This is a genomic window from Vibrio sp. SSH13-20, assembly GCF_040104475.1.
Lineage (GTDB): Bacteria > Pseudomonadota > Gammaproteobacteria > Enterobacterales > Vibrionaceae > Vibrio > Vibrio harveyi.
The window spans coordinates 1-19,717 of record NZ_JBECOU010000016.1; the positions used below are offsets into that span (position 1 = coordinate 1).

25 protein-coding genes and 1 pseudogene are annotated in these 19,717 nt (G+C 39.4%); 24 read left to right on the forward strand and 2 right to left on the reverse strand.

Annotated elements, in window-relative coordinates; all coding sequences use genetic code 11:
• The 7 genes from ABMY42_RS25140 to ABMY42_RS25170 form a co-directional block, all read left to right on the forward strand.
• Positions 1–919 (forward strand): tRNA(His) guanylyltransferase Thg1 family protein (locus tag ABMY42_RS25140; protein ID WP_349266905.1); only part of this gene is annotated, 919 nt, incomplete at its 5' end.
• A 134-nt stretch (positions 920–1,053) separates the two neighbouring features.
• Positions 1,054–1,497 carry an HNH endonuclease gene (locus ABMY42_RS25145; RefSeq protein ID WP_050905074.1) on the forward strand — a complete coding sequence of 148 codons (444 nt, stop codon included), beginning with the start codon at positions 1,054–1,056 and terminating at the stop codon, positions 1,495–1,497.
• Between the two features lie 163 nt (positions 1,498–1,660).
• Complete coding sequence (locus tag ABMY42_RS25150; protein ID WP_349266906.1) at positions 1,661–2,281, forward strand: hypothetical protein; 621 nt, start codon at positions 1,661–1,663, stop codon at positions 2,279–2,281.
• 143 nt (positions 2,282–2,424) lie between these two features.
• A complete protein-coding gene (locus tag ABMY42_RS25155; protein ID WP_349266907.1) occupies positions 2,425–3,048 on the forward strand; it encodes a hypothetical protein in 624 nt (207 codons plus the stop codon).
• Between the two features lie 136 nt (positions 3,049–3,184).
• A complete protein-coding gene (locus ABMY42_RS25160) occupies positions 3,185–3,943 on the forward strand; it encodes a hypothetical protein (RefSeq protein WP_349266908.1) in 759 nt (252 codons plus the stop codon).
• 140 nt (positions 3,944–4,083) lie between these two features.
• Positions 4,084–4,452 (forward strand): hypothetical protein, encoded by a 369-nt coding sequence (locus tag ABMY42_RS25165; RefSeq protein WP_349266909.1) that lies wholly within the window; start codon positions 4,084–4,086, stop codon positions 4,450–4,452.
• A 1,262-nt stretch (positions 4,453–5,714) separates the two neighbouring features.
• Positions 5,715–6,185, forward strand: a complete 471-nt coding sequence (locus tag ABMY42_RS25170; RefSeq protein ID WP_004737548.1) for a GNAT family N-acetyltransferase — start codon at positions 5,715–5,717, stop codon at positions 6,183–6,185.
• 164 nt (positions 6,186–6,349) lie between these two features.
• Here ABMY42_RS25170 and ABMY42_RS25175 read toward each other — a convergent pair whose 3' ends face one another.
• Complete coding sequence (locus tag ABMY42_RS25175) at positions 6,350–6,628, reverse strand: hypothetical protein (RefSeq protein WP_349266910.1); 279 nt, start codon at positions 6,626–6,628, stop codon at positions 6,350–6,352.
• Between the two features lie 308 nt (positions 6,629–6,936).
• Here ABMY42_RS25175 and ABMY42_RS25180 point away from each other — a divergent pair, with 308 nt between their 5' ends.
• From ABMY42_RS25180 to ABMY42_RS25245, 14 genes and pseudogenes are all read left to right on the forward strand, one after another.
• On the forward strand, positions 6,937–7,320 hold the full coding sequence (locus tag ABMY42_RS25180; protein WP_349266911.1) for a hypothetical protein: 384 nt from the start codon (positions 6,937–6,939) through the stop codon (positions 7,318–7,320).
• 156 nt (positions 7,321–7,476) lie between these two features.
• Positions 7,477–7,830, forward strand: a complete 354-nt coding sequence (locus ABMY42_RS25185) for a DUF6404 family protein (protein WP_000384364.1) — start codon at positions 7,477–7,479, stop codon at positions 7,828–7,830.
• A 228-nt stretch (positions 7,831–8,058) separates the two neighbouring features.
• Positions 8,059–8,718: a hypothetical protein gene (locus ABMY42_RS25190; protein WP_349266912.1), complete on the forward strand. Its 660-nt coding sequence runs from the start codon at positions 8,059–8,061 to the stop codon at positions 8,716–8,718.
• 113 nt (positions 8,719–8,831) lie between these two features.
• Complete coding sequence (locus ABMY42_RS25195) at positions 8,832–9,293, forward strand: hypothetical protein (RefSeq protein WP_225470003.1); 462 nt, start codon at positions 8,832–8,834, stop codon at positions 9,291–9,293.
• Positions 9,294–9,443: 150 nt separating this feature from the next.
• Entirely contained in the window at positions 9,444–10,265 is an 822-nt protein-coding gene (locus tag ABMY42_RS25200) for a DUF6157 family protein (RefSeq protein ID WP_053050397.1), read from the forward strand.
• Positions 10,266–10,407: 142 nt separating this feature from the next.
• Positions 10,408–11,436, forward strand: a complete 1,029-nt coding sequence (locus tag ABMY42_RS25205; protein ID WP_349266913.1) for a hypothetical protein — start codon at positions 10,408–10,410, stop codon at positions 11,434–11,436.
• A pseudogene (locus tag ABMY42_RS25210) lies at positions 11,429–11,543 on the forward strand (DUF3265 domain-containing protein). The gene ABMY42_RS25205 and the pseudogene ABMY42_RS25210 overlap by 8 nt, the downstream one beginning before the upstream one ends.
• Before the next feature lie 81 nt (positions 11,544–11,624).
• Complete coding sequence (locus ABMY42_RS25215; RefSeq protein ID WP_005448240.1) at positions 11,625–11,882, forward strand: type II toxin-antitoxin system Phd/YefM family antitoxin; 258 nt, start codon at positions 11,625–11,627, stop codon at positions 11,880–11,882.
• Positions 11,870–12,172, forward strand: a complete 303-nt coding sequence (locus tag ABMY42_RS25220; protein WP_025548916.1) for a type II toxin-antitoxin system RelE/ParE family toxin — start codon at positions 11,870–11,872, stop codon at positions 12,170–12,172. Before ABMY42_RS25215 ends, ABMY42_RS25220 begins: the two co-directional genes overlap by 13 nt.
• 174 nt (positions 12,173–12,346) lie before the next feature.
• Complete coding sequence (locus tag ABMY42_RS25225) at positions 12,347–12,727, forward strand: hypothetical protein (protein ID WP_349266914.1); 381 nt, start codon at positions 12,347–12,349, stop codon at positions 12,725–12,727.
• Between the two features lie 207 nt (positions 12,728–12,934).
• Positions 12,935–13,678 (forward strand): putative phage abortive infection protein, encoded by a 744-nt coding sequence (locus tag ABMY42_RS25230; RefSeq protein WP_349266915.1) that lies wholly within the window; start codon positions 12,935–12,937, stop codon positions 13,676–13,678.
• A 37-nt stretch (positions 13,679–13,715) separates the two neighbouring features.
• Positions 13,716–14,663, forward strand: a complete 948-nt coding sequence (locus ABMY42_RS25235; RefSeq protein ID WP_349266916.1) for a RelA/SpoT domain-containing protein — start codon at positions 13,716–13,718, stop codon at positions 14,661–14,663.
• A 724-nt stretch (positions 14,664–15,387) separates the two neighbouring features.
• Positions 15,388–16,023: a hypothetical protein gene (locus ABMY42_RS25240; protein WP_349266917.1), complete on the forward strand. Its 636-nt coding sequence runs from the start codon at positions 15,388–15,390 to the stop codon at positions 16,021–16,023.
• Positions 16,024–16,171: 148 nt separating this feature from the next.
• Positions 16,172–16,552 carry a hypothetical protein gene (locus tag ABMY42_RS25245; RefSeq protein WP_104411071.1) on the forward strand — a complete coding sequence of 127 codons (381 nt, stop codon included), beginning with the start codon at positions 16,172–16,174 and terminating at the stop codon, positions 16,550–16,552.
• Positions 16,553–16,659: 107 nt separating this feature from the next.
• On the opposite strand, the gene ABMY42_RS25250 is transcribed toward ABMY42_RS25245, so the two are convergent.
• Positions 16,660–17,055: a leucine-rich repeat protein gene (locus ABMY42_RS25250; protein WP_025441789.1), complete on the reverse strand. Its 396-nt coding sequence runs from the start codon at positions 17,053–17,055 to the stop codon at positions 16,660–16,662.
• Between the two features lie 754 nt (positions 17,056–17,809).
• On the opposite strand from ABMY42_RS25250, the gene ABMY42_RS25255 reads away from it, so the two are divergent.
• The 3 genes from ABMY42_RS25255 (at position 17,810) to ABMY42_RS25265 (ending at position 19,586) form a co-directional block, all read left to right on the forward strand.
• Positions 17,810–18,832 carry a hypothetical protein gene (locus ABMY42_RS25255; protein ID WP_349266918.1) on the forward strand — a complete coding sequence of 341 codons (1,023 nt, stop codon included), beginning with the start codon at positions 17,810–17,812 and terminating at the stop codon, positions 18,830–18,832.
• Between the two features lie 206 nt (positions 18,833–19,038).
• A complete protein-coding gene (locus ABMY42_RS25260; protein WP_005448240.1) occupies positions 19,039–19,296 on the forward strand; it encodes a type II toxin-antitoxin system Phd/YefM family antitoxin in 258 nt (85 codons plus the stop codon).
• Positions 19,284–19,586, forward strand: a complete 303-nt coding sequence (locus ABMY42_RS25265) for a type II toxin-antitoxin system RelE/ParE family toxin (protein ID WP_349266919.1) — start codon at positions 19,284–19,286, stop codon at positions 19,584–19,586. Before ABMY42_RS25260 ends, ABMY42_RS25265 begins: the two co-directional genes overlap by 13 nt.
• Positions 19,587–19,717: the final 131 nt, after the last annotated feature.

The window sequence follows — 19,717 nt, forward strand, 5'->3', positions numbered from 1 at the left end:
CACGCGTATAACAAACTGTTTAAGAGCGATTCGCAACGCTTGGCATTTTTGCTATGCGTTGTGTTTAGTGTTTAAGGTGGTATGCAGTGGCTTGGTATTGCGTTGCTCACACCTTAACAGGGCGTTATACGAACAAGGAGGTCAATTGAAAGATTTACAACAACAAATATCGTCAATGAAATATTTCAAACGAGTAGAACAAGATTCCGAGTTAGTTTCCCGATATCAATCTGATGAATATTTTGTTATCCGAATGGACGGTATCGGTTTGAGTAAAAAGTATCTGAGTAACGTTACTCGTGACAAAAAATTTGAGGGACTCATGTGGGAATCGTTAGAAGAAACATTTAAGGTCCTTCATCGAAAATGTCCCCATGACTCACAAAACTTCATTTTAGCTGCAAGTATTTGTTCAGATGAAGTTTCGATAGTACTAAGTAAGGTTCCGACATATTACGATAATAGAGTTATCAAGTTATTAACAACGTTTTCGTCAACATTTACTTCTTTTTTCACAGGTAAAGGTATAACAAGAGCTAAGAAAAAGTCACAACCGATTTGTGGTGCATTTGATGGCAGAGCTCTCATATTGAAGAACCAAAGTGAGGTTGTTGAATACTTAGCAACAAGATACGCTGTAAATGTCAGGAACTCGTATACTAAGTTATTACGATTAGACGGAGTAAGGTCTGAAGAGATATATAGTGAAGAAAACTACAACAACATTAAATATATCCAAGCAAAAATTGATGAACGCGGATTAACTGACAAAGCTAGTGGTATGTATTTAATTCCAAAATTTTTCGTATCTAACAAACGAGCATTGCAAAACTATAGTTTTAGTTCAGTGGATGAGATGAAGAGTTCGATTACTACAAGCATAGTAGAGCATGAGTCTTGGTTGGAGCAGTTCGTATAACAATCTGTTTAAGAGCGATTCGCAACGCTTGGCATTTTCGCTATGCGTTGCGTTTAGTGTTTAAGGTGGTAGCGGAAGCATCGGTATTGCGTTGCTCACACCTTAACAGGGCGTTAGGATTCAGGAGAAACAGTTTGGCTCACCCGAATATAGTAGAGCGTCAAGAAGAAGTTAGGAGGTTATTAAACCTTGGTATTGACTTTGACGCCAGTTTGAAAAAGAAACTAGCGGAAAAATACAGTTGTAGCTTAAGTGCAATTAATGCTGATTTAGTCTATTTCAGGAGACCCTCAACTAAAGAAACTTACCATACCTCAGCAGCAATGCGTAAACGTATATTTGCTAGGGATGGGCGAGTGTGTCAGTACTGTGGCGATAGAAACGCTTATGAATACATTGTTGAACATGTGGTACCAGCATCTATTGGTGGTGTATCAATGGAGTATAACCTTGTTATCGCCTGCCAAAAGTGTAATACCAAAAAGAGAAATTCTATTTGGGCTCCGAGAAATTTAGATGAAATTACTATAGATCATCCACAATGGAGAGAGCGGATTTTACTGGGGCTCGAATCCTAACAATCTGTTTAAGAGTGATTCGCAACGCGTGGCATTTTTACTATGCGTTGTGTTTGGTGTTTAAGGTGGTATGCGGGAGCTTCAGTATTGCGTTGCTCACACCTTAACAGGGCGTTAGCAAATTATTTAGTTAGTGTAGTTAGTGTAGTTAGTGGTAGTAAGTATGATCGAAATGTTAAAGCAGCATAAAGCTGCTATTTATTGTGGAATTATTGCAAGTCTTATCATTATTTATGCGATAGAGCCGCTGTTAGGTTGGGTAATTGAATTTGTGTCTTACGCGTTAAGTCTACTAGGGCTTGCATATAAGGACAGACTCTACCAAGACTTAGCCACTATGGAATCAACAAATTACGCTTTTTTGCTGAGCGTGGTTTTTGTGATTGCCCCAGTTGTTTTAGCTTCCTTGTTTATGCTGGCTGAACATGTGAAAAACATTGTTTCTGATGAAGATAGGAAAACTTCAAGTTCTCCAAGAAAAAAAGGGTCACTATTACTGACCAGGCGTAGCAAAGTAGTGTCGCTGATTATGTGTATGTTTTTTGTAGTTAATATACTTGTTGGAATCGATATTATAGCTCGCTACCAATTTCACTGGGACAACTTAACTCGCTTTAATCACCATATGAGAATTGTTACACCGTATCTAGAACCTGGCGAGAAGGAAATGATAATTAGTGATTGGTCAAGAATGCGAAATGAAAGCGATTATGATGAAATTTATAAATCACTAGAGAGCATTGCAAAAGCTAACAAATTAATCTTGCCAGACCGACGTATATAATTAGCTAACAATCTGTTCAAGAGGGATTCGCAACGCGTGGCATTTTTACTATGCGTTGGTTTTAGTGTTTAAGGCGGTATGCGGCGGCTCTTGTATTGCGTTGCTCACCCCTTAACAGGGCGTTATATTTTTCTGAGGTTTCGATGGAACAAATAATTTCTAGATCATTTGATGAAATGGTCGCGACTTACACCCGAACGCTAACAAACTTTTATCCAGCGCGAGGGAGTACTGGTTTCACAGAAGCTAACCAAGTTCATATCTACGTAAATGCCCTAGTGAAATGTCTCGATGATGATCGAGCTGTATCATGGCTTGAGTTTCCTTGGGTTGAGAAAAAGCAGCACATTGATGGTTTTGTTTTTTCTCCTAAGCACAAAGCTGTTTTTTTCATTGAGGCAAAACGTTTATCTCACACAAAGAAAAAACAAGAAATTATAAACGATATTGAGCGTCTACATCATCGAGACAAACAGTTCCTTAGTGACAATGGGGTTACCGGTTTCGAAAGTGAATACGTAGTTGCTTTATCTGATGTTTGGCTTGAGACAAAGTGGAAACGTTCGATGCCTGAATGGTGGTGTGGACTAAACAATGTACCAGAGCAAGTTGTGGCACATGGTTCACTTAGTACTCCAGATAGTACCATTCACAATAGCTTGGTTGATCTAAATTGGCACCGAAGTACCCCATTTGCATACTGGATGGGTGAGCATTGTGAAAGCGTAAAAAACTACTGTTTACTGATGGCGGCATCAAAAATATAACAAACAATTTAAGAGTGATTCCCCACGCTTGGCATTTTTGGTTTGGATTTGGTTTAGTGTTTACGGTGTTCAAATTGAGTGTCGTGCTAGCGTGGCTCACACCTTAATTGGGCGTTAAGAATCATAGGAGTTAAGCGTGAGAAAAAAGATGGAATTAGAAATCAAAAGGCTTCGCGCTCTTCGCAAGAAATTGGCTAAGAAGCAGGGCTTCAAGCGTAAAAATAAAGCTTACTTGAATCGAACACATAGCAATATTTCTCATGTTGTTGAACAACTTGAGGAGCCTTGTGCTATTTGTGGTGTTCAAGAGGCAACAACCAAAGATCATGTCCCGCCTAAAGGTATTTTTCCAAAGCCACGTCCACAGCTAATAACGGTTCCTGCCTGTGCTAGTTGTAACAATGGCGCTTCAGATTACGATGACTTATTTAAAGTTTATTTAAGTATGCAGTCTGCCGGCAACACAGACTTGGCTACGAAGTTGTTTGAAAGTAAGACATCCAGAACTTTAGAGCGAAACCGAAAATTATTATCAAAAATTCATGATGAGTCTCGTACGGTCAAAGTTGAATTAGATGACGGCACCATAACAAATCGTTTAGGGATTCTATGGGACTCAGAAGCTCATGAAAAGGTAATGGAACGGACTATCAGAGGGCTTTACTATCATCATAGTGGGCGAGCGTTAGGCTTAGACGCAAATGTTGAAGTTCAGAAGTTTACGGAAGTTTCTGATGAAATAGAAAATCTGCTACCTTTGCTTCCTGAGCACGTTATCGGTGATGAGCAAGTTAAGTATAAATTCTACATTTCTCCAGAAGATCACCGAGACTCAGTATGGTTTTTCGAGTTCTATGGGGTTCATTATGCTAGCGGATATTCCGTACCTAAGTGATTCTTAACAAACTGTTTAAGAGTGATTCGCAACGCGTGTTATTTTTACTATGCGTTGCGTTTAGTGTTTAAGGTGGTATGCGGTAGCTTCGGTATTGCGTTGCTCACACCTTAACAGGGCGTTATGTGCTTGGAGATAAAATGATAAAACAGCCTCCTTACAAAGTTGAGTTTGGTCAATCAGGAGATGTCCCTCCGGCGCACGTTGTTGCCATAGATAAGACCTCAATAAAGTTAAGCAAGAACAGCCTAGATGGCGATACGGACGGTCGTATTTATGAACTTTATCTTAATGGTGGGCTTGAATCAGAAGAAACTAAACAGATAATGCTTGGGCTCAATAAGCAAGGTTTTGTGTTTGCTTACGACGATAGAGCCTATATTTCACCTAGCCATTTTATGAAGCAACTTCTATTGAGTGGTGACCTAAGAACATCATTCAAAGAAATCAGTTGGTCATGCCCAAAGCAATGGTGTCTTACAGAGTATGAATTTGAGCAACGCACATAACAAGCTGTTCAAGAGGGATTCGCAACGCGTGGCATTTTTACTATGCGTTGGCTTTAGTGTTTAAGGCAGTTTGCGGCGGCTTTTGTATTGCGTTGCTCACCCCTTAACAGGGCGTTATGTTTACTTGTATTTCAAGGACTTAAATATCTTAGGCTCTAGTTCTTTGTCCCTTTGGCAATTCGTCCCTAGTAGACTCAGCAAATCCGCGTTGTCGCTCTAAGTTCTTGAATCACTCAGCCCGTAAAACATGCCAATATTCGTGGGTTGCTTCATTGTCAGGTCGAGCTGGCTAGGTTTCAGTTTCTCTGGCTTTAAGTCGCTTTCAGGTTCTTTGCCAGTTAGCATCCTACCTTGGCAGTTGTCTCGGCAATTTGCCATTGTCTGGCGCTGTTGTGAGAAGAGACGAGGGCGCTTGTTGAATGTAAGTCAGGTTGCCTCATTGGGCAGGGAAGTGTTCATACTTGTTTTGGGTTGGTCGCCTTTGGTGGTCAAGTTGGTTCTGCACTGTGGTTTGGTTCAGAAAACCAGTCTAAATCAGCAGTTCTTTCTCAAGAATGTCAATCACTTGTGGTAAAACATAACAAAGCATTTAAGACGGATTCTCAACGCTTGGCGATTTCGGCTTAGGTCAGCTTCAGTGCTAAAAGTGGCAAGGTTTAGGTTTGGGTGGTCGCGTTGTTCACCACTTAATGCGGCGTTAGTACGGGTTTGACATCAAAGGTCATAAGTTTTGGTGTTTATCTGTTTTGGCGCTCGTTTTTACACCTTTCAGTTAGTGCTTCTCACGTTCTTTCCGGTGGCACTATATGCGGAGTGTTTGCTTTGATTTCACCGTTTACGGTTTCTAACTCTTAGTCTATTTCTTTGGCGCTTCTTCATTTTCGTGGTGGCTTTTGAGAGAACCTTGATTACTTTTGGTGTGGCTGTTGGAGTAGAGGAAAGAATCCTTTTCTAATTTGAAGCTAGTGAATGTAGGGTAGTTCAGTGCGTTTTTCTTCTAGCCAACTCACGTTTCTCAATGGCGGTAAAGTTTTGTAGCTGCCCGTCTCACTTCAGTGTTCAAAGCCTTTCATATCATGCTACTTTTCAATATCTTGGAGCGCACAAATAGAAGTGGCGTATGTACTAACAAATTGCTTAAGAGTGATTCGTAACGCGTGGCATTTTTACTTTGCGGTGGCTTATGTGATTAAGGCGCTGTGCGGTAGCTTTTGTATTGCGTTACTCACACCTTAGCAAAGCGTTAGCAATCAGGAGAAATAATGAGCATCAATATCAGAAATGCAGAAATTAGTGATGCGAGGGCAATCAGTGAGTTGCTCTTACCCTTAACAAACAAATATGTTTGCCCAACTTGTGATGTGACTGTGCACAGTATTTTGCTCGATTCAATGTCAGAGAAAAACATCGAAAAATACCTGTCTACAAACTATGACTATGTTGTTGCAGTAACTGAGAATAATGAAGTCGTTGGTGTGGCTGGAGTACGAGACAACTCGCATCTGTACCATCTATTCGTAGATGATGATTTTCAAGGTAATGGGCTTTCCCGTCAATTATGGGAAACTGTTAAAGAAAAGGCATTGGAAAACGGTAATAGTGGTCTATTTACAGTTAACTCCGCGGTCAATGCGGAAAGCGTATATGTGCGTTTTGGTTTTAAACGCACAGAAGGCGTCAGAAATCGGCAAGGGATGGTTGATATTCCAATGGTGTTAGAATTTGATTGCTAACAAAGCGTTTAAGAGTGATTCGTAACGCTTGGCATTTATAGTTTGCACTGGTTTTGGTGTTTAAGGTGCAATGCAGGAACTTTGGTAGTGCGTTACTCACACCTTAACGCGGCGTTATATGCCATTCGTGCCAAATTACTATGATAATCTGGCACGATATTAGTTTACTTGACCGAGACTAGGTCGTTTTCCCATGCTTTGAAAACAGAATCGTCAGGCTTGTTATTACATGAGTAGCAAATAGGTAGGATGTATTCCTTACTTCCTTCACCAGATTTGATTACATGTCCACCTACATCAGGATCACCTGAGCAAGATAAAACTTCGCAAGTAGACGCTTTTTTGCCCTTTTTGCTCTCCCAGAAATTCAACCAGCTTGTATAGCCAGCAGGTGGATTTTTGTCCGCTGTGCCATTTTTGTTTTTTACATCGATAAAGCTCATACTTACCTCATTATTGTGTGCTTTGATGCATACTGTTATCTTTTGGGGTTCTATGTTGTGATAAAAGTCATAAATACGAGTTAAAATAATGGCTTATAACAAACTGTTTAAGAGGGATTCTCAACGCATGAGATTTTTGGTTCAAAATTAAGTGCAGTGATTACGGTGGTTATTTGGGGGGCGGTGTTAGCGTTGCTCACCCCTTAACAGGGCGTTATGTGCATGCGACTATGTGAACAAACTCGCAGTGATTCAAGGCGTTGAGTGTATTTTTCGTATTCCATAGAACAATAGGCAAAGGAGGTTCTATGATGCGTAAAATTGAATTTGTGGGTTATCCCAGAGCACTGTCTCAGAGCATATCAGCAGTGATTGGTGGTGTGTTAATTCTGCTGGTAATGCAGTTTGTCTTTTCGATAGAACAGAGTTTTATTGCCTATGGTGCAGTTGTAGTTGGTGCTATTTTCCAATACATCGGTGCTTTGAGGAAAAGCGAAAGCAACCTAACAACAGATACCGAAGAAATATATTTATTTGGCATCCCCGCAGCATTAAGGCACCAGAGGTCAATCTTGGGAAGACGATATATTCGTATTACGTCTTTGACTCCAAAAGGGTATCACAGGGTAAGGGTATTGGAATCTTGGGTATCCAAAAGTGACTGGCAGCTAATGCTGGGAAAATGCACATAACAAGCAATTCAAGCTGATTCGCAACGCTCGGCACTTTCGGTTTCAATTGGTTTGGTGATTACGGTGAAGTGTTTAAGTGCGGTGGCAGTGTTGCTCACAACTTAATTGGGCGTTAGGTTTCTCCGCGGGAAACATCGAATTCGAGGATTTTGGGTCATGGATTATGAAACGAAGCTACAACTTGCACACAAAGAATTAAGTGACAAAGGTGTTTGGAAGTCGAACTACAATCCTCCACTTGTAAAGTTGTTACGTAAACTCGGACTGTGTTTTCCGCCGCCTTACTATCAAAGCTTTTTTGCAAACGTTATGCTTTGTGTGGCTTTCTTTGCTCCTGTTTGGGGAATCTTCCAATGGTTTCTTGTGTGGGACGAGCTAGGCAAACCAGTTTTAGAAGCGGTTTATATCTCCTTACTTACTGGCGCATTGTTTGGTTTAGTTATGGCAACCTTCTACTACATTAGGCGCAAGCAATTAAATCTAACAGATTGGGGTTCATTGGGAGAATAAGCCCAAAACCTAACAAACTGTTCAAGAGGGATTCGCAACGCGTGGCATTTTCACTATGCGTTGGTTTTAGTGATTAAGGTGGTTTGCAGAGGCATCGGTATTGCGTTGCTCACCCCTTAACAGGGCGTTATGCCACTCTGTAGTGGGGAGCATATGCTTCCATTCGCTGCTGCTAACATATAATGTATAATCTTGAAAACAAAAACTTAGTTTAATGCCAGAGCATATATGACATTTGTAAAGTTCGTAAGAACCAGAGTTCAAGCTGATGAGCCTGTAATTGGGTTTGGTGATAATCGATTTCAGTATTCAGCTGTGTTTACTAAAATTGCAGAGCTGAACAAGTACAGTCAAGTTGAGTACTTTATTGATGAAGAGAACCGTAAAATTGGGTTCAAATTCTACGATGCGTTTGATAGTAGAGATAGTTACTCTCTGGGAGGGAAAAGTAACTATTATCGAAGTGCAGCGGCTGATCTTATAAAAAGGTATTTGTGGGTCAAGAAAGTTGCAGAATCTGAGAATTCGGAAGACAGAAAGTTTGTTGCACGAAAATCCCAAGGCATGTGGGTAATTCAATTGGCACCAGCTTTCGAGTTGACAGTGAACAGAGACTCGTGCCCAAAAGCTTTACCTGATGACTATGGTATATATCGTTACATTAGCGATGATGGTCAAATTGTTTACATTGGAAAAGGCAATATAAAACGTAGGTTTGGAGTCCCTGAAAGAAAGGACTGGAATTTCAATAGGATCGAGTATTCTTTGATATCCAGCGATGCTGAACAATTTGAGTGGGAAGCCTACTGGATTGAAAAATTTAAAGAAAACAACAATGGATTTCTGCCATATTACAACAAAGTTAGTGGGCATAGTAACAAGTCGTAAAGTGGCATAACAAAGCATTTAAGAGTGATTCGCAACGCTTGGCAGTTTCGCTTCGCTCAAGTATAGCCAAGTGCCGCTCACACCTTAATGCGGCGTTAGCTGATGAGAGTAATATGTTAGTTCGTAATTTGAAAGTCGATGATTTTGAAGACTTCGTTAGTAAAATGAGCGGGTCAGTTTTTCACGCCACTACTCTAGAGAATTATAAATCTATATTGTCTTCTGGTGGGCTGCTCGCCAATTTAGATGGCTCACGAAGTTCGGTGTTTGGAAATTCAAACGGTTTCTTTCGTTTACGATCTTGCGTGTCGTTTTTCGATTATCGCAATTTAGGCGATAAAAAAGTGTATCAGCACTTGTACAAGTGTATTCCAACTAACATCGCTCAAAAGCATGCAGAAATGGCTGTGTTAGTTCTTTCAGAGGATGCATACTCAAGTCTACAGTCTTGGACGGCTTGGGAGCAGGAAAAAGCATACTCACTAAAAGTGGTACCAAGAATTGAAATTGGTTACCCAGACTTTGTGCCGATGAGTAGTATCAATGAAGTGCTCATGGTGAGTTTCATCAGCTAACAAACTGTTTAAGAGTGATTCGCAACGCGTGGCATTTTCACTATGCGTTGCGTTTAGTGTTTAAGGTGGTATGCGGCGGCTTCTGTATTGCGTTGTTCACACCTTAACAGGGCGTTATGTAGCTGTCTAACTCCACAAAAAGTAAGAAGAATGATTAAAGAAGAACTAATATTAATTTCACCAGATTCTAAGTCTGATGTTGCGGTTGTTCCTAAAGAAGGTAATTCTATAGCGAGAATCGCTTATGAGATTTTGATAGAAAATCCGTACAAGTATACAGAAGCTGAGTATCATCATGAGCTTCATGTTGTTCGTCGCAATAAACCCGATTTGAAAATTAGCTCATATAATGTAAAAAGATCACCATTATTGAAAAAGTTTGGTTGGGGTGTTCATAAAAACGCTGAAGGTAAAATGGCGTTAATTCCCGCAAACTCTGAAGAATATCGAGAGTTATCTGTTCGTATTCCAACATCATATGCATCTAGAAATGAAGCAAAAAAATCTAATGATACGGATATTGATGAAAACTCTATGCCTAGCAACCTAGAGCAAGACCTTTCATCGATTCAATTGGATTTAAATACAAGTGATACTGAAAAAAATAGCTTGATTAAGGCTCGGATTGGTCAGGGTAAGTTTAGACGTGACTTAATTACTATGTGGCAAGGTTGTGCTGTAACGGGTTGCAAAACAAACGAGTTACTAGTTGCAAGCCATATAAAACCTTGGCATGCATCAGATAATCGTGAAAGGTTAAATAAATTCAATGGCTTGTTGCTTATGGCAAATATAGACAGAGCATTTGATGCTGGTTTAATAAGCTTTGATTTATCAGGAAAAATAATTATATCCTCTCAATTTGTCGATTTTGACGTTGCTGGCTTAAATCAAAGCATGAAGATTACTTTAGCTCCTGAGCATGAAACTTATATGCAATATCACCGCAAGCACGTATTTAAAGCTACATAACAAACTGTTTAAGAGTGATTCGCAACGCGTGGCATTTTTACTATGCGTTGCGTTTAGTGGTTAAGGTGGTGTGCGGAAGCATCGGTATTGCGTTGCTCACACCTTAACAGGGCGTTATACATCAAGAAGGATAGAGGTTTAAATGATACCAGCAGCGATAAAATTGATATTGAAGCATTTTGATGAAATCGATCAGATCGTTTCCAGTAAGATGGTTCGGAAACGACCTTGGAGTGAACCATCACTCACTTCATTGCTTGCAGATCTATTGGATGAAGATGTGCAAGAGGAAGAAAATATAAAATTCACAATTAAGATGTTAAATGATGAGTTGAAAGGCTTGAGTGCCCCTTATTCTTTGGATCTAAATATCGAAACGCACCAATATGCGACTAAACATGAAAGGTATGTTGGTCAATCAGATATTGGGATTATTATAGAGTACGTTGACAATTTTTTTCCTTCAAAAAGTTTCACACGTCCATGGCTATTGCAAGCAAAAAAAGTAATGCCTACATCAAAGAATCCTGTTGTTTATGACGAGACATCTGCATTCTCTTCAATGGATAAAGGACAGAATCTAAGAATTAAAAAGCTAACCGAAGTTATAGGTGAAGATTTTATCAGGTATATGCTTTATTGTCCTCGTAGTTGCAATCTAGATAAAACTACTAGAGCGAAACTTGCTTACTTAAGGAATAGTCAACTTAGTGCTAATATTTTCGACTATGCATTGGGTTTTGAAATAAAAGATTCATTAGACTCACCTGAATCAACGTTAGATTCAGGTATTTTTATTTCCACTCCAGAATGTGATGTAAATAATTTGGCTTCTGTACATGCACAAATATTAGACCCATGTACTCCTTTGAGTTGGTTTATAGTGAGTCATTTTACTCATGGGTTATATAATGTAAATCCTGCTATGTTAAATGTCCCATTCTCTGAAGGAATAAAACAAGGAAGGTATAAGAAAACGAAAGAAAATAAGAGTTGGGTCGAAGGATTAGTTAGAGGCGATGTTAATGCTGTAAGCCAGCTTTTTGAGGAGCTCGAAATCGAAGAGTTACCTGAAATTTCTATGTTGCCAAGTCATACAATTACTGTAACGGTCACTGCTGGTATTGAACTTGACGATGATTTAGTCAGAATTCGCGGAATTGATGTATAACAAACTGTTTAAGAGTGATTCGCAACGCGTGGCATTTTTACTATGCGTTGCGTTTAGTGTTTAAGGTGGTATGCGGGAGCTTCGGTATTGCGTTGCTCACACCTTAACAGGGCGTTAGCCGTCATGGAGCTTGCTATACTCAAAGTGATAGAATAGTATCACTTTAGTATTCCTTTGGAGCAGCTCTCATGAAAGTAGAACTAGTTACATCACTTAAACGTCAAGCAACTAAGATCCTCGCCGATCTCCACGACACCAAAGAGCCAGTGTTAATTACTGAGCATGGTAAGCCATCCGCTTATCTCGTTGATGTTGATGACTACGAGTTTATGCAAAATCGTTTAGCTATTCTTGAGGGTATTGCACGAGGTGAGCGTGCACTAGCTGACGGTAAAGTGGTAAGCCATGATGAAGCCAAGGACAAAATGTCAAAATGGCTGAAATAATCTGGACTGAACCAGCGTTATCTGACCTCAACGATATCGCCGAATACATCGCACTTGAAAATATCGTAGCTGCAAAGCAGTTAGTGCAAACGATCTTTTCCAAAGTCGAGCGCCTACAAACTTTCCCAGAGTCAGGTCGTATTCCACCCGAGCTAGAACATTTAAGTTATCGTGAAGTTGTCGTTAATCCATGTCGTGTTTTCTATAAACAAGACGGTGACAAAGTGTTTATTCTGTTTGTTATGCGTGCAGAGAGAGATTTGCGTAAGTTCCTGTTGAGTAAACAGTAACCTTTGGGAATGAGCGGCTAACAAACTGTTTAAGAGTGATTCGCAACGCTTGGCATTTTTGCTATGCGTTGCGTTTAGTGTTTAAGGTGGTATGCGGCGGCTTCGGTATTGCGTTGCTCACCCCTTAACAGGGCGTTAGGCGTAAATCATTTTTTCGTTATTTATAGGAATTCTATGTCTGAATTTGAAGTTACAAAAGATGAGGATAATCAACAACCCATCCCTTCGATTTGGCGTCCAATATTTTGCAGTATTGTAAAATCATTTGTAGAGCGTGATTACATAATAAGCAGTGGCTTAGAAGGTCTAGCTCCTGTCACAAGTGAAACCTCAACTCAAATTAAAGAGTTCATTGATGATTACGGTGAGTTGTTGATAGAGCTTCCTGATGAAACTTGGGAATCGTCTATTTGTATGTGGATGGGTAACCGTTGGGATGTTTTAATTGATTTGTGGACTGAGTCAGAAGGCAGGAGTGATTTAGTACTGAGTGCACAAGTTACTGAATCAGAGAATAGTTTTGTTGTTAATGTTGAGATGGTTTATGTTCCGTAAATACGCCTAACAAAGCATTTAAGAGTGATTCCCAACGCTTGGCATTTTTCATTCCATCGTTGGGCTTCGTGTTTACGGTGGTATGGTTGAGTGTCGTGGTAGCGTTGCTCACACCTTAATGCGGCGTTATATGCCTTAATTGAAATTACCACTAGAAATAATGGTAAGATACTGTTTTATTATGATTTTTATGCAGAGAGTTGGATTGTGACTATAAGAAAAATATCTATAGCGATGGGAGCCGCAGTGGTTGCTATTGTTTTTGGTTATTTAGGAGTGCTACTTTATTTAACTAGTCCTATATCAAGTTACTCGATGTCTAGTGCAGCAATATTGGGAGATAGTTTTGGTATTGTTAACGCGTTGTTTTCTGGATCGGCATTTGCTGGATTGATTGTTACAATTCTATTGCAGAGAGAGGAGCTTCGTGAATCAAGGGAGATATTTAAGGCTCAGAAGTTTGAAGATGCTTTCTATAGGATTCTAGACTTTTATCGAAATAACTTAAACGAAATATCTATAACCGTTGAAAAAGAAAAGTTGACCGGGATTGCGGTTTTATCTTATCAACTACGCAAGTTTCAAAGTATAAATAAGCTTCCAAGGGTTGAGTCGCTTAGCGATAGCGAATCTGATAAATTATTTGAAAAAATTAACTATACACTAATACCCCAATCAAGATACTTAGGAACTTTAGAAAGTTTACTCTCATTAGTAATAAAAGATGTAAGCAATATTGAGGAAAATGATTTTTATATTAAGTTAATTGCTTCTCAGTTAACTGTACATGAAGTTAAATATATTTTTTATCGTTGCCTTTCTATGGATACAGATAGTGTTCTAGTTGAACTAATAGATAAATCTAAATTGCTTCATCATAGAATAAAAGACTCAGATATACCGAAAGAGTATATTAAACTATATAACAAAAAACATGGCGATAGTTTGTAGGTTTACATGACCTTACTTACGTAATTAGGTGTAAATTATGGCTTATAATCAAAGTAGAAATGCAGTATTAAATAAAGAAGAAAGACTAGGAACACGCTACTTGAGGTTTCTTCGATGCGTTAGTCATCATTTGAAGAAAGGTGAGTGTTTTCAAGCTAAGCTACACTCATTAGATTCTGGTTTTAAGACAGAATCAAACCCTGAAATAGCATGTAAGAAATTGATATCAGCTCTAGAGAAGTTAGAAAGTGGAAGGGATTTCTTTAATCCAGCTAAAATTGGGCAGAATGTGCAGTTAGCAAGTAACCATGGTATGTTTTTTGGTAATGGTGAGTATGATAAACTGTATAAGATATTTGATTGGCATGTTTTATTAAGGGTTCAAAAAAACGAGGAAAAGAATAAGCAAGTAACAAGAAAGTCTATAGAGAAGGAGTTTGGAAAAAAATATATTGAAATATCTCCTTTACTTAATGAACTAAAATTCCGCACATCCGAATTGGTCGGTAAAAAGCTTAAGTTCATTAGTAACGAACTAGCTTTTGAACCTCAAGTCAGAGTTAAGTCTTGGGATTCTACAGTAGATAAGTTGGTTCGTTTGAATTCTCGTTTCGAAAATTTGACTGAATTGCAAGATTTGGTTGGTGTTAGAGTTGTTACAACTCTTGAAAAAGACTTGTTAGAAGTAGAAAAAGTAATAGGAAAAAGCTTTGCTATAATAAAGAAATATAGACCGGAATATATTTCAAATAAAGAGAGTAATGCTAAGCATATTATTGTTAAACTCAAAAATCCAAGCACTAAAGATAAAGTCATAGCTGAAGTTCAGATTATGACTTTATCTCAGTTTCTGCTTAATAAGGTTTCTCACAAATTGCACTATAAAAATGTCACAAGAAAGAAAAAGAAAGTAGGTTTAAATAGGCTATCGGCACTACTTGATGTAGTTGACTCTGAAATTGAACGATGCTTCGATAATCGCTGATTCAAAGAGAAAGCAGGCTTATAACAAACTGTTTAAGAGTGATTCGCAACGCTTGGCATTTTTACTATGCGTTGCGTTTAGTGTTTAAGGTGGTATGCGGGAGCTTCGGTATTGCGTTGCTCACACCTTAACAGGGCGTTAGTACGGGTTTGACATCAAAGGTCATAAGTTTTGGTGTTTATCTGTTTTGGCGCTCGCCTTTACACCTTTCAGTTTGTACCTTTCACGTTCTTTCCGGTGGCACTATATGTGGAGCGTTTGCTTTGATTTCACCGTTTACGGTTTCTAACTCTTAGCCTATTTCTTTGACGTTTCTTCATTTTTGTGGAGGCTTCTGAGTGAATCTTGGTTGCTATTGGAGCTGTCGTCGGACTGCGAGGATCGAATCCTTTTCTAATTTGAAATCGGTAAAAGTAGGTGAGTTCAGTACATTTTTCTTCTAGCCAACTCTCGTCCCTTAATGGAGTTGAAGTTTTGTAGCTGCCCGTCTCACTTCAGTGTTCAAGTCCTTTCATATCATGCCACTTTTCAATATCTTGGAGCGCACAAATAGAAGTAGCGCATGTACTAACAAATTGCTTAAGAGTGATTCGTAACGCGTGGCATTTTTACTTTGCGGTGGCTTATGTGATTAAGGTGCCGTGCGGTAGCTTTTGTATTGCGTTACTCACACCTTAGCAAGGCGTTAGGCAAATGCCATAAATTTTGAGTTCAGGATTAATTAATGAAGCATGAAACAGTTAACTCTATTATTGGCGTGTTAGGTTTATTGATCGCTTCGATAACAGCGTACCATCAGTTTGTTCCACCTTCCGATCAGCTTGATATCGAAGTTGTATCAGTTCCGAGTACTCAGTCGCTAAATGAATACGTTGAGTTTCAAGATGGCTTATCTGAAGAAGTTCGTAAATTATCGGGTCCATTTTTCTGGGAATTTACCGTATACAATAGCTTAGATAGAACCGTAACTATCAAAGAGCTAGATACTAAGCTGTTGTCGGATATTGGCGGTTTAATTGACTACAGCGATCTATCTATAGGTACGTTTGACAGAAATCTAGTTCCTATTCAATTACCTCTTTCCATAAATGCTCACGAGGCTCAAGTAATTGTTCTTGCTATAAATATCCCTATTAAATATCAAGAGCACTGTAAAATTTCTGGTTCAATTGTTCAGGAGCTAGAGCAGTGTTATTATCAATATGGGCATGACCTTTTCGGCAATGAAGTTGAGCGTTTAGCTTATGGTGCGGTGCAATGGAAAGGCTTACCTAAGTCCCCAAGTTTCATCTCTACTATAACAACTGGTGATAATAGTCAGTTAAGTAAGACATTAAGTTATTTTCCATTTAATCCGTAAAAATTTGCCTAACAAAGCGTTTAAGACGGATTCCCAACGCTCGGCATTTTCGGTTTGATTAAGCTTTAGTGTTTACGGCACAATGGTTTAGGTAAGGTGGTCTGCGTTGCTCACCACTTAACGCGGCGTTATGTACTAGGAGGTAAATTTGAGTTTTATCAATATGTTAATTGAAGAGATTGAATCACAAGAACGTACCAAAGTTTGTTCAGTTTGTACGGGAAGTGGTTCTACTATTAGTTTTGCTCGAGCTCGTTTTATTGGCAAGTACGGTGATTGGGCAGATGATATTGATAGCAAATACTCTGACGTGAGGAGAGCTTGGGAAGAAGCTGGTAAGCCGTCTTTTGCTGAGTTTGAGCAAACATGTTTGGATATCGGTTTAGGAAATGAAGAAGCCAAAGATACATATGAGCTTTTTCTAACTAAAGAGAGCAGAGAGAAGTGCCATAACTGCGAGGGTGGTCGTGAACTTACAGAACACGGTAGAGAAGTCGCAAAGCTAAAACAGCTCATCACGAATTTATAGTACGTACATAACAAAGCATTTAAGAGTGATTCGCAACGCTTGGCAGTTTCGCTTCGCTCAAGTATAGCCAAGCGCTGCTCACACCTTAATGCGGCGTTAGTTGTACATCAGAATTCATCTTCTTCTTCTAATTCGTCTAAATACTCTGGTGAGTGAATTGCACAATAATCAACATCGGCATTTTCATTTAGTATGTCGACTTTTATCTCTGCATCTTCCATGTAAAGCGCGTATTCGCCGATAAATTCAACAGATTCAGGAACAACAATATGAGTTATAAAATTCATACTTAACGCCCCATACTCTAGTCGCTGCAATGTGTTTGGCAGAATTATATTTGTTATCCAATTATGGCAAAATGCATTTCGACCAATGATACGAACTTCAACGTTGTCAAAGTGGGAAGGTATTTCTATATCCCTATAATCAGCCTCGTAAGAAAGGATCGTACCAGTTTCTTTGTCAAACTTAACGTCATTTGCTTCTAAGGTATGGGTAGTCATTGTTAAATCCATTAATAATCTTATTGAAGTCATTATGCTACTAGGGAAATATACAACTAACAAACTGTTTAAGAGTGATTCGCAACGCGTGGCATTTTTACTATGCGTTAGGTTTAGTGGTTAAGGTGGCATGCGGGAGCTTCAGTATTGCGTTGCTCACACCTTAACAGGGCGTTAGTACGGGTTTGACATCAAAGGTCATAAGTTTTGGTGTTTATTTATTTCTGTGCTCGTCTTTACACCTTTTAGTTAGTGCCTTTCATTTTCTTTCCGGTGGCACTATATGCGGAGTGTTCGCTTTGATTTCAGCGTTTACGGCTTCTAACTATTAGCCTATTTCTTTGGCGCTTCTTCGTTTTCGTTGTACTTCCTGGTTAATCTTGTCGTTCGTTGGGTGTTGCCATCAAAGTGCGAGGATCGAATCCTTTCCTAATTTGAAGCCAGTAAAAGTAGGGGAGTTCAGTGCGTTTTTCTTCTAGCCAACTTTCCTCTCTTAATCGATGTATAGTTTTGTAGCTGCCCGTCTCACTTCAGTGTTCAAAGCCTTTCATATTATGCCAGTTTTCAATATCTTGGAGCACATAAATAGAATTAGCGCATGTACTAACAAATTGCTTAAGAGTGATTCGTAACGCGTGGCATTTTTACTATGCGGTTGCTTATGGTGATTAAGGCGCTGTGCGGTAGCTTTTGTATTGCGTTACTCACACCTTAGCAAGGCGTTAAATGTATAATTTTACAATGGAGTAATTAAATGAGTCAGTTGGAAGTTACACAAGAATCCTTAGCGAGGATGCAGGCTTTTGACGCAAAAAGCTTGGCGCGAGAGGAGGATTTAGGAAGAAACTTTGATTTCTCAGCAATCGTAGCTCCTGCGTCTAAGTTAATTCGATTATACAATCAGTTGGGTTTGTCGACACTGGAAGACTTTCCCGATGGAATTCTTGTTCAAATAAAGCAAATAGCTGACGCAGATTTTAATCGCTTTCAACAAGCTTTGGATTTTGATCCTACTACTGTAGAAAACCAAAACCCAACTCAGCCCCGAGACCAAATCGTGCAGCAAGTGGTTACGGCTTATGATCAGACGTTTCAAAAATTGTTTCCATTCATTTCGTACGGCACTAGTAAGTCTGTCGACTTCCAAAGAATGGAAAATGAAGCTCGCGCAATGCTTCAAAACGTTAAAGACGAAGCTACAGGAATTACTGGTGAGCTTGCAGCTCAACAAGAACAAGCAGAAAATGTTTTAGCTGATGTACGTAAAGTTGCTGCTGAACAAGGTGTTTCACAGCAGGCGATATATTTTAAAGATGAATCTGAAGCTCATGAAGAGTCGGCTGAGTATTGGAAAGTTAAAACGGTCCAAGCAGCAATAGCACTCGGTTTTTATGCTTTTTGTACGTTGTTTATACACAAGCTTGCATGGTTCAAGCCCGAAGATAACTTACAAGCTTTGCAGTTGATGACAAGTAAGGTTCTAATCTTTGGTGTTATTGCGTACTTGCTTTTCCTGGCGGCTAAAAACTTTTTATCACATAAGCATAATGCAATTGTTAACAAACACAGACAAAATGCATTAATGACATATAAAGCCCTGACTGATGCGGCGGTAACTGAAGAAACTAAAGACATAGTTTTGAATCACGCAGCTTCTTGTATTTTCTCCCCGCAAGACACAGGCTATATAAAAAATGAAAATTCTAGCTCGCAAGCTGGTGCAGGGCGTTCAATTATTGAACTGATGCCTAAGACTTCTATGAAGCTTGACGGTTAGGTGTTTTTATACATTTAACAATCTGTTTAAGAGTGATTCGCAACGCTTGGCATTTTTGCTATGCGTTGCGTTTAGTGTTTAAGGTGGTATGCGGGAGCTTCGGTATTGCGTTGCTCACACCTTAACAGGGCGTTAGCCGTCATGGAGCTTGCTATACTCAAAGTGATAGAATAGTATCACTTTAGTATTCCTTTGGAGCAGCTCTCATGAAAGTAGAACTAGTTACATCACTCAAACGTCAAGCAACTAAGATCCTCGCCGATCTCCACGACACCAAAGAACCAGTGTTAATTACTGAGCATGGTAAGCCATCTGCGTATCTAGTTGATGTTGATGACTACGAATTTATGCAAAATCGTTTAGCTATTCTTGAGGGTATTGCACGAGGTGAGCGTGCACTAGCTGACGGTAAAGTGGTAAGTCATGATGAAGCCAAGGACAAAATGTCAAAATGGCTGAAGTAATCTGGACTGAACCAGCTTTATCTGACCTCTACGATATCGCTGAATACATCGCACTTGAAAATATCGTAGCTGCAAAGCAGTTAGTGCAAACGATCTTCTCCAAAGTCGAACGCCTACAAACTTTCCCAGAGTCAGGTCGTATTCCACCCGAGCTAGAACATCTAAGTTATCGTGAAGTTGTCGTTAATCCATGTCGTGTTTTCTATAAACAAGACGATGACAAAGTGTTTATTCTGTTTGTTATGCGTGCAGAGAGAGATTTGCGTAAGTTCCTGTTGAGTAAACAGTAACCTTTGGGAATGAGCGGCTAACAAACTGTTTAAGAGTGATTCGCAACGCGTAGCATTTTTACTATGCGTTGGTTTAGGTGATTAAGGTGTTATGCGGCGGCTTTTGTATTGCGTTGCTCACACCTTAACAG

Bases quoted from the DNA above. Each gene is read 5' to 3' on its own strand.
- ABMY42_RS25150 (WP_349266906.1), top strand. From the start codon at position 1,661: ATGATCGAAATGTTAAAGCAGCATAAAGCTGCTATTTATTGTGGAATT.
- ABMY42_RS25155 (WP_349266907.1), top strand. From the start codon at position 2,425: ATGGAACAAATAATTTCTAGATCATTTGATGAAATGGTCGCGACTTAC.
- ABMY42_RS25165 (WP_349266909.1), top strand. From the start codon at position 4,084: ATGATAAAACAGCCTCCTTACAAAGTTGAGTTTGGTCAATCAGGAGAT.
- ABMY42_RS25170 (WP_004737548.1), top strand. From the start codon at position 5,715: ATGAGCATCAATATCAGAAATGCAGAAATTAGTGATGCGAGGGCAATC.
- ABMY42_RS25175 (WP_349266910.1), bottom strand. From the start codon at position 6,628: ATGAGCTTTATCGATGTAAAAAACAAAAATGGCACAGCGGACAAAAAT.
- ABMY42_RS25180 (WP_349266911.1), top strand. From the start codon at position 6,937: ATGATGCGTAAAATTGAATTTGTGGGTTATCCCAGAGCACTGTCTCAG.
- ABMY42_RS25185 (WP_000384364.1), top strand. From the start codon at position 7,477: ATGGATTATGAAACGAAGCTACAACTTGCACACAAAGAATTAAGTGAC.
- ABMY42_RS25190 (WP_349266912.1), top strand. From the start codon at position 8,059: ATGACATTTGTAAAGTTCGTAAGAACCAGAGTTCAAGCTGATGAGCCT.
- ABMY42_RS25195 (WP_225470003.1), top strand. From the start codon at position 8,832: ATGTTAGTTCGTAATTTGAAAGTCGATGATTTTGAAGACTTCGTTAGT.
- ABMY42_RS25200 (WP_053050397.1), top strand. From the start codon at position 9,444: ATGATTAAAGAAGAACTAATATTAATTTCACCAGATTCTAAGTCTGAT.
- ABMY42_RS25205 (WP_349266913.1), top strand. From the start codon at position 10,408: ATGATACCAGCAGCGATAAAATTGATATTGAAGCATTTTGATGAAATC.
- ABMY42_RS25215 (WP_005448240.1), top strand. From the start codon at position 11,625: ATGAAAGTAGAACTAGTTACATCACTTAAACGTCAAGCAACTAAGATC.
- ABMY42_RS25220 (WP_025548916.1), top strand. From the start codon at position 11,870: ATGGCTGAAATAATCTGGACTGAACCAGCGTTATCTGACCTCAACGAT.
- ABMY42_RS25225 (WP_349266914.1), top strand. From the start codon at position 12,347: ATGTCTGAATTTGAAGTTACAAAAGATGAGGATAATCAACAACCCATC.
- ABMY42_RS25235 (WP_349266916.1), top strand. From the start codon at position 13,716: ATGGCTTATAATCAAAGTAGAAATGCAGTATTAAATAAAGAAGAAAGA.
- ABMY42_RS25240 (WP_349266917.1), top strand. From the start codon at position 15,388: ATGAAGCATGAAACAGTTAACTCTATTATTGGCGTGTTAGGTTTATTG.
- ABMY42_RS25250 (WP_025441789.1), bottom strand. From the start codon at position 17,055: ATGACTACCCATACCTTAGAAGCAAATGACGTTAAGTTTGACAAAGAA.
- ABMY42_RS25255 (WP_349266918.1), top strand. From the start codon at position 17,810: ATGAGTCAGTTGGAAGTTACACAAGAATCCTTAGCGAGGATGCAGGCT.
- ABMY42_RS25260 (WP_005448240.1), top strand. From the start codon at position 19,039: ATGAAAGTAGAACTAGTTACATCACTCAAACGTCAAGCAACTAAGATC.
- ABMY42_RS25265 (WP_349266919.1), top strand. From the start codon at position 19,284: ATGGCTGAAGTAATCTGGACTGAACCAGCTTTATCTGACCTCTACGAT.